Source organism: Bradyrhizobium sp. 23, assembly GCF_023073295.1.
Taxonomy (GTDB): Bacteria; Pseudomonadota; Alphaproteobacteria; order Rhizobiales; family Xanthobacteraceae; genus Bradyrhizobium; species Bradyrhizobium canariense_D.
In genome coordinates, this window is record NZ_JADPJF010000156.1 from 14,187 (window position 1) to 20,578 (window position 6,392).

At 58.7% G+C, this 6,392-nt stretch carries 5 protein-coding genes and 1 pseudogene; 4 read left to right on the forward strand and 2 right to left on the reverse strand.

All coding sequences use genetic code 11. The features are described from left to right. Positions 1–1,261 (reverse strand): ABC transporter transmembrane domain-containing protein (locus tag IVB32_RS40905; protein WP_247413157.1); only part of this gene is annotated, 1,261 nt, incomplete at its 3' end. Positions 1,262–3,201: 1,940 nt separating this feature from the next. Between IVB32_RS40905 and IVB32_RS40910 the strand changes: the two genes are divergently transcribed. From IVB32_RS40910 to IVB32_RS40925, 4 genes and pseudogenes are all read left to right on the forward strand, one after another. Further along, entirely contained in the window at positions 3,202–3,537 is a 336-nt protein-coding gene (locus IVB32_RS40910) for a hypothetical protein (protein ID WP_247413158.1), read from the forward strand. A 908-nt stretch (positions 3,538–4,445) separates the two neighbouring features. Further along, the gene (locus IVB32_RS40915) at positions 4,446–4,667 is read left to right on the forward strand and encodes a hypothetical protein (protein WP_247367719.1); all 222 of its coding nucleotides are present in this window, start codon (positions 4,446–4,448) and stop codon (positions 4,665–4,667) included. 10 nt (positions 4,668–4,677) lie between these two features. Next, positions 4,678–5,099 (forward strand): annotated as a pseudogene (locus tag IVB32_RS40920) (hypothetical protein). A 258-nt stretch (positions 5,100–5,357) separates the two neighbouring features. Then, complete coding sequence (locus tag IVB32_RS40925) at positions 5,358–5,894, forward strand: NUDIX domain-containing protein (protein ID WP_247366680.1); 537 nt, start codon at positions 5,358–5,360, stop codon at positions 5,892–5,894. Positions 5,895–5,993: 99 nt separating this feature from the next. On the opposite strand, the gene IVB32_RS40930 is transcribed toward IVB32_RS40925, so the two are convergent. Beyond that, positions 5,994–6,242, reverse strand: a complete 249-nt coding sequence (locus IVB32_RS40930; protein WP_256464992.1) for a PilZ domain-containing protein — start codon at positions 6,240–6,242, stop codon at positions 5,994–5,996. Positions 6,243–6,392 lie beyond the last annotated feature (150 nt).

Sequence of the window (6,392 nt, forward strand, 5' to 3'; positions counted from 1 at the left end):
GCAGCACCGGCTGCGCCACCCGCCCAGCCAGCATGTTGAAGGCGATGAGCTCGCCCACCGACAGATTGCCCTCGATGACGAGGTGCGCTCCGAAATAGAGCGTCAGCGCGGTCACGAGCTTGCTGATGAACTGCACCGACTGGCTGGCCCAGTTCCCGAGGGAGAGGACGTCGAAGCTGGCGCTGACATAGCCTGCGAGCTGTTCCTCCCAGCGCCGCTGCATCTGCGGCTCGATCGCCATCGCCTTCAGCGTCTGGATCGCGCTGACGCTCTCGACCAGGAAGGCCTGGTTCTCGGCGCCGCGGTCGAACTTCTTGTCCAGCCGCTCGCGAAAAATCGGGGTCACGCCGGCCGAGATCGCCATATAGAACGGGAACGAGCCCACCACGATCCAGGTTAGGAACGGCGAGTAGTAGAACATCACCGCGAGGAAGACGAAGGTGAAGCCGAGGTCGATCACCAGCGTCAGCGCCGAGCTGGTGAGGAAGTTCCTGATGTTCTCGAGCTCCCGCACCCGCGCCACGGAATCGCCGGCCCGCCGCGCCTCGAAATAGGCGATCGGCAGCGCGATCAGGTGCCGGAACAGGCGCGCGCCGAGCTCGACGTCGATGCGGTTGGTGGTGTGGGAGAAGACGTAGGTCCGGAGCGCGCCAAGGACGGCCTCAAAAATCGAGACGACGATAAGGCCGAACACCAGAACGTCGAGCGTCGTATAACCGCGATGCGCCAGCACCTTGTCGGTCACGACCTGGAAGAACAGCGGCGTGACCAGCGCGAACAGCTGCAGGAAGAACGAGGCAACCAGCACTTCGCCAAGCAAGCGCCGGTATTTGTGCATGGCCTGGAGGAACCAGGTGACATCGAAGCGGCGCGCCAGATCGGACAGCGAGGCCCGCCGCGTCATCAGCACGATGCGGCCGGTCCAGCTCTGCTCGAACTCGGCGCGCTTGATGGCTTGCGGACGATTGACTGCGGGATCGTGAATCAGGACGTCGTCGGTGCCGGCCTTGCCGAGGATCGCGAAGCTACCGTCGTGCCGTTCGATGATCGCGGGCAAGGATAGCTTGGCAAGACCAGACCAGCTTTCGCGGACCGCCCTCGCCTTCAACTTGAGCTGCTTGGCGCAGCGGAGCATTTCCTGAACGCCAACCACAGAGCCGGCGAATTGATGCGCGATCTGCGCGGGATCGACCGCGATCTGATGGAACCGCAACAACAGCGCAAGGCACTGCAGCCCCGAATCTTGCCGTACCGCTTCCAACGTCGCCCCGCCACTACTTCCGGTCGTCTTACTTTTTATTGCACGTTTATTTCCGGGAGGCAAAGCGAAATCTCGCCGAGGTTGTGGACGAGGAACTTCATAACATTATCGTCAATACACTGACCTTCCAGTCGCCGAAATCGCGCGCTCTGGACTGGACGGCGGCGATGATCTGGCTACGTCGGGGAGTCAGCTGACGTCACCGGCCCGGAGAGCTGACCGGTCGCGCACCGACCCTTTCACAAGCATGCGTCGTTGCCAGGTGCTGAATAGACGTGCCTCTCAGCGGCTTCCCCTGCGAAAAGCTGGAGGGGAGTCTCAACGGATCTTGAATGTTCGGCTGCGAACCCTAGCGAACGACCGTAGTAGAGTCTCGAAATGGAGGATGGAGGCCATTCGTAGCTAGGCACCGTAGCTTGCCCCGATGTCGGCCAACCCGTGTCCACAAGAACGCTGGCTTTCCAACGTCTTGACCAGCTGAGCGCGAAGGAGTGGATATCTGCCGACCTTAACCGCCTCAGGGAGGTCTCCGAAAGGAGTTGGAAAAAAGGCGCGGACGCAGTCGCTGGAAACCGCGTGCTTGCGAAATATCGGTCAGGCAGCGCAAGTGTTCGGCGTTCCATGTTTTGTCGTCGGCAAACATGGCCTAGCTGTACTCTGCGAACTAGTAATGGCGTGCATAAGGCGCGCCTTGTCGCTGCCGTCCAGATAGCTGGTGATGCTGCTGTGAGCTCGGATCGGACCTTCGATCCAACCGATCCCGCTTCAAACGGCTGCCCTTCATTCTGGGCGGAGGTCTGAACCGGCCCACCTTTCAGATCTGCCTCCTGCATCTGGGTAATCTGCTGATGACATTATGCCCTAACCATCATCTGCGGAGACCCACAGATCCGTGTAGCCGGGTGCATGCGGTCCAAGTTCGTCCGGCAACAAAGACCGCGGGTCCCAACCAGACGCCGGGAGAACCAGTGGGCCGGCGGCCGCCAAAGGTCTCGCCCTACTCCGCAGGAGAGCTGACGCCCTGCGCGATGAGCGGCGGCAACCGGCACGTTCCGGGTGTCCGCTCAATCCCGATACCGGCAGAACTCGTCACCGTTTTCATACTCGATGCAGGTCTTAACGCGAGGAAAACGTCGCATTTCGTTATAATGTCGGCCTTCGCTGCGACCCGACGACCCATATCTAGAGCCGCGGTCCATATCATCCTCCTCACGATGCCAGTTTCGGCCCGTGGTTCGGTGATCCTCATCTTGGTCCATGATACGGCCCATCTGCCGATGCATCTGACGCATCCGGTCCATATCCATAGGGTCCTCGCCTCGCTGCTGGCGAGTGGTCCAATCGCGATTAATCCGCGTGTCCTCAGCCCTCTGGCGGTCTGAGTCGCGTGCCTGATCCGATTGCTGCGGTGTACGCTCTGGCTGGACTGGAGCATTTTGCCTTTGGATTTGCTCCGGCTGCTGCGGCATTGCCTCCGGCCGCGCTTGGGGAGAGGCTTGGTTAGCATCTGGCATTGTTTGCTGAGCAGAAGCACTGAGCGGCATGAAACTAGACAGTAGAAATAGGATGGCAGTCACATCTGATCGACGCATGAGCTCACCTCGCGAGTTTGCTCTCTAACCGCGTGAGGCGCTGTTTGTTCTGTGAAGCCAGCGGCTTTTTAAAAACGTCACGACCAATGACCCTGATTGTGAGGCTCCTCGAAGCAATTGCCATCGCGATCGCGCTGGGAGAGGCGCGCTCGACACAATAGTTCACAGAACAGCTGCGCCAATCGGGACCGCTTAGTCTTGCGCTCTTGTTCGCGATGTCGCTTCCCGGAAGATCGTGCCATCCAGCTGCATTTCTCTCCAGATGGCAACACCCAGCGAGGGAAGTTGGTCGAGACAGAGCATGGAGGTCCAAGTGAGGAACGGACGCCAGCCGGAAAATTTCGTCAAATGAACAGCATTGGAGCTCGAAACGAAAACCAATCGCAGCAAGCGCGCGCCGAATCGCTGCTGGCTCGGCAAAAGATCAAAAAATTAGTTTTGATGCATAATCATGATGACTCCAACGTAAAAACAAAAAATAAGGTGGAGAAAACACGGGAGGCTGGAATGAAAACCGCACAGCGCTTGCGCGCGATGGCCGCGCTTTGTCGACAAAGTCCCGCGCTTCGTCCTGATAGAAGTTGGAGACTGCTCGCGGAGGCAGAATACTGGGAGCATTTGGCGGCGACTGCGCTCTCAAGGGATGTTGAAGACTGCTCCACCTCTCGTCGTGATGCCGCTTAGCCTTTCGTCATTTCTGTATCAAATTGCGGGGCGGGGTAATGAGTATCTTTTGGAGCCAGTGGGGGACTGCGCGTATGAATGAGCGGCCGATGTGTCCGGTATGCAAACACCGGATGGCATTGGCGCGCATCTCTCCGGCCAAAGCCGGATTCGAGAAGCGCACTTTCGAATGCTCGACCTGCGAACGTACCGAAGTGGCATCCTTCGCTGTGGATCCAATGAAGACAGACGCCGTCGGCTGGCTGGCTGGTGAGCTGAATCCGCCTCGGTAAAAGCCCGGTTGCAGCTTCGCGGGCTGCGGGCCTGGCGGAGTTGCGATCGCGCAGCGCGAAGGTTGTGCTATCGTGAGTACGAGACTTTGTTGGGGCCAGGGTGGCGTTGCGGATTAAAGAAGTATCGAGAGCGGTGCGATAGATTTCCGCGTTGCTTTGATCTCGAACCCGAATTGCAGAGTTGTGGGACATCAGTTCTGGCCGGACCAGCGTGAGCTCTGCCGCAAGACGTTCTGCTTGGTCCGCCGCTCCTTGTCATCTTCTAGGATCATTCCGCCCTGATGCTGGCACGTCGCATCGGTGACAAGCTCAGACTCTTAATACGGCATGAAAGCCTCTGAACCCGCAAGGCCAAGCCCAGTGCAACTGCGCTTCACATCAGGCGAATTATCGTATGTGAATGCGACTCCGGTTTATGGAACGGACGGACCGCCGCTCCACCGTGGTCATTCGGGCGAGCCTGTGGCGGGCTGATGCTGTTCGCCGAATTCCGGGAAACTGCGCATAGCTAGCGGGACATCTGCGTCCCAACATACCGAAGCATTGGTTTCGACGCGCGAAGGCAGGACGGTTGACCAGCTAGGAACTTCGGAGGTTCAACAACATTCAGTCATTAAGCAAGAAGGAGGGACCCGCATGGCGATCCAGATTGTGATGGACCGTGCCGGCGACAGCCGTCACTTTTTCGACGAGAACGATGCACGAGAACTGGCCAAGGCGGAGCAGCGCTTCCGTAAGCTGACGAACGTCGGCTTCACGGCCGCGGTCCGGACCGGTGCAGGTCAGGTGTCGCAGATCCGATCGTTCGACCCCACAGCGGAGGAAACTGTCTTCTTCCCCAGGCTGGTCGGCGGGTAATCGCCAAGCCATGTGGCGCTTTAAACCGTCCCGGGCGGGCGAAGGCTCGCGGATCAGGGCCGCAAAGGCACTGTTCATTAGACACGGCGCCGAAAGGACTCCGGAAGGACGTGCGCTGCTACTCTTGCGGCGCTGGCTCTCGCCGGCCCAGCGGGGACAATTCGCAACAAAAGGCTATTTCGAAGTCGTCGGAGGCGACACGGGCAAGCGCTACAGGATCTATGCGGGGCCGCGGCGAATGTCTGCGAGATGGGCGAAAACGGTCGCCCAAACATCGGCCTATGTTTCCTGCCGGCGGGCGATCTGCCGATCGGAGACGTCATGCTCGCCCAGAAGATCGCGCTCGAAGCGAGCGAGGGCAGCGCGCTCGCAGTGGCCCGAAAGTTCACCCCCAGCAATTTTTTCTTCAGCCGCTGCCGCCCCCTTCGCTAAGCTATGAAAGCGCCTGCGAGCCTGCATTGCGCTCCCGCCAAGGCGCCGTTCCGTCGCCCAGCAGCTCCCCTGAGATCGTCCTAAGTTTCCGATTTCGATGGACTTAAGCGCCAGCAGTCTTCGCGGTGATCAAGCTGCGGAAACGAAATCGCTCCTTTGTCCGACTCGCATTCTAAAATAAACCTTCGGTAGGCGCGGGCTTTTTCGTTTTAATCAGCTTCTGTCATGCTGCGGCGTTCAATCTCAGGAGAGACGTCCGTGGTGAGCGAAGGCAGATCGCTGAAGGTTCTTGCGCTCGCGCGTCGGTTATCAGAACATCCGCCGGCCGGTCGATCTCGAGCTGAGGCAGAAATGGGTAACCGTAGTGCGCCGCCAGTTCGGAAGACCGCTTCCGCGATCATCATCGACCCTGATGGTTGTTTCCTGCTTCAGCAGCGCGACGACGTTCCCGACATCTTATATCCAGGCATGGTAGGTCTTTTTGGTGGGCATTGCGAAGGGAACGAGACTTTCCTGGAATGCGTAGTCCGGGAGGTACATGAAGAAATCGGTTACTTCATTCCGCCAGAGCGGTTCGAGCATTTGCTAGAAGCACTGGGTAGTGATCCCAATGTTGAGGGAGGCATAATCCAGCGCCAAGTCTTCGTTGCTCGCGACATTCCGTCGCAGAATCTGGTGATCACCGAAGGATCTCTTCTAATCGTCAGGCCGGATGATCTGAGCGGAATAGAACCGAATCTCGCGCCATCCACGCGACTGGCCCTAACAGCACTCGGAAGTTTAGTCTCTGAGTGACTGATTTCTCCCAAATGGCAAAGGTTCTGAGTTTCGCCAAGCGCTATCATTGGCGCGATAGAGCGGGAGCTTTGCGGCGCGGGTTTGTGGCGCTCTGCTTTAAAGGGCCAGCTCGAACGCGATGCCGATCTGCATGTCTTTGCGCCAGATGATCCAAGCTGGATGCCGCTGACCGTCCAGCGTCAAAACCAGCGTGAAAAAATCCGGAATGGCGAATGGGCTGGTCACGTTGAGAGACGCCCCAGCTTCGGAGACATTGCGGACGATGCACGGTACTGCATTGCCCCCGAATTCGATCATTCCGGGCTTTAGAACCTTCTCTCGTGACGCAGTCCGTTGGTTCTCCATAGGCTACAGTTTGCTCCTTAGAGCTGAATCTTTCGGAAACAGAATAGCTCGAACTGTAATAGTTTACGGCGCGAGCCGGTGCGGACCGGCTCAGCTACGGGATGCTAGTCGATTCCGAAGAGCGCTATCCGTGGATTGCCGAGGCGGCGC

Excerpts from the sequence above, each read along its gene's own strand:
- IVB32_RS40910 (WP_247413158.1), top strand. The coding sequence starts at position 3,202 with ATGAACAGCATTGGAGCTCGAAACGAAAACCAATCGCAGCAAGCGCGC.
- IVB32_RS40915 (WP_247367719.1), top strand. The coding sequence starts at position 4,446 with ATGGCGATCCAGATTGTGATGGACCGTGCCGGCGACAGCCGTCACTTT.
- IVB32_RS40930 (WP_256464992.1), bottom strand. The coding sequence starts at position 6,242 with ATGGAGAACCAACGGACTGCGTCACGAGAGAAGGTTCTAAAGCCCGGA.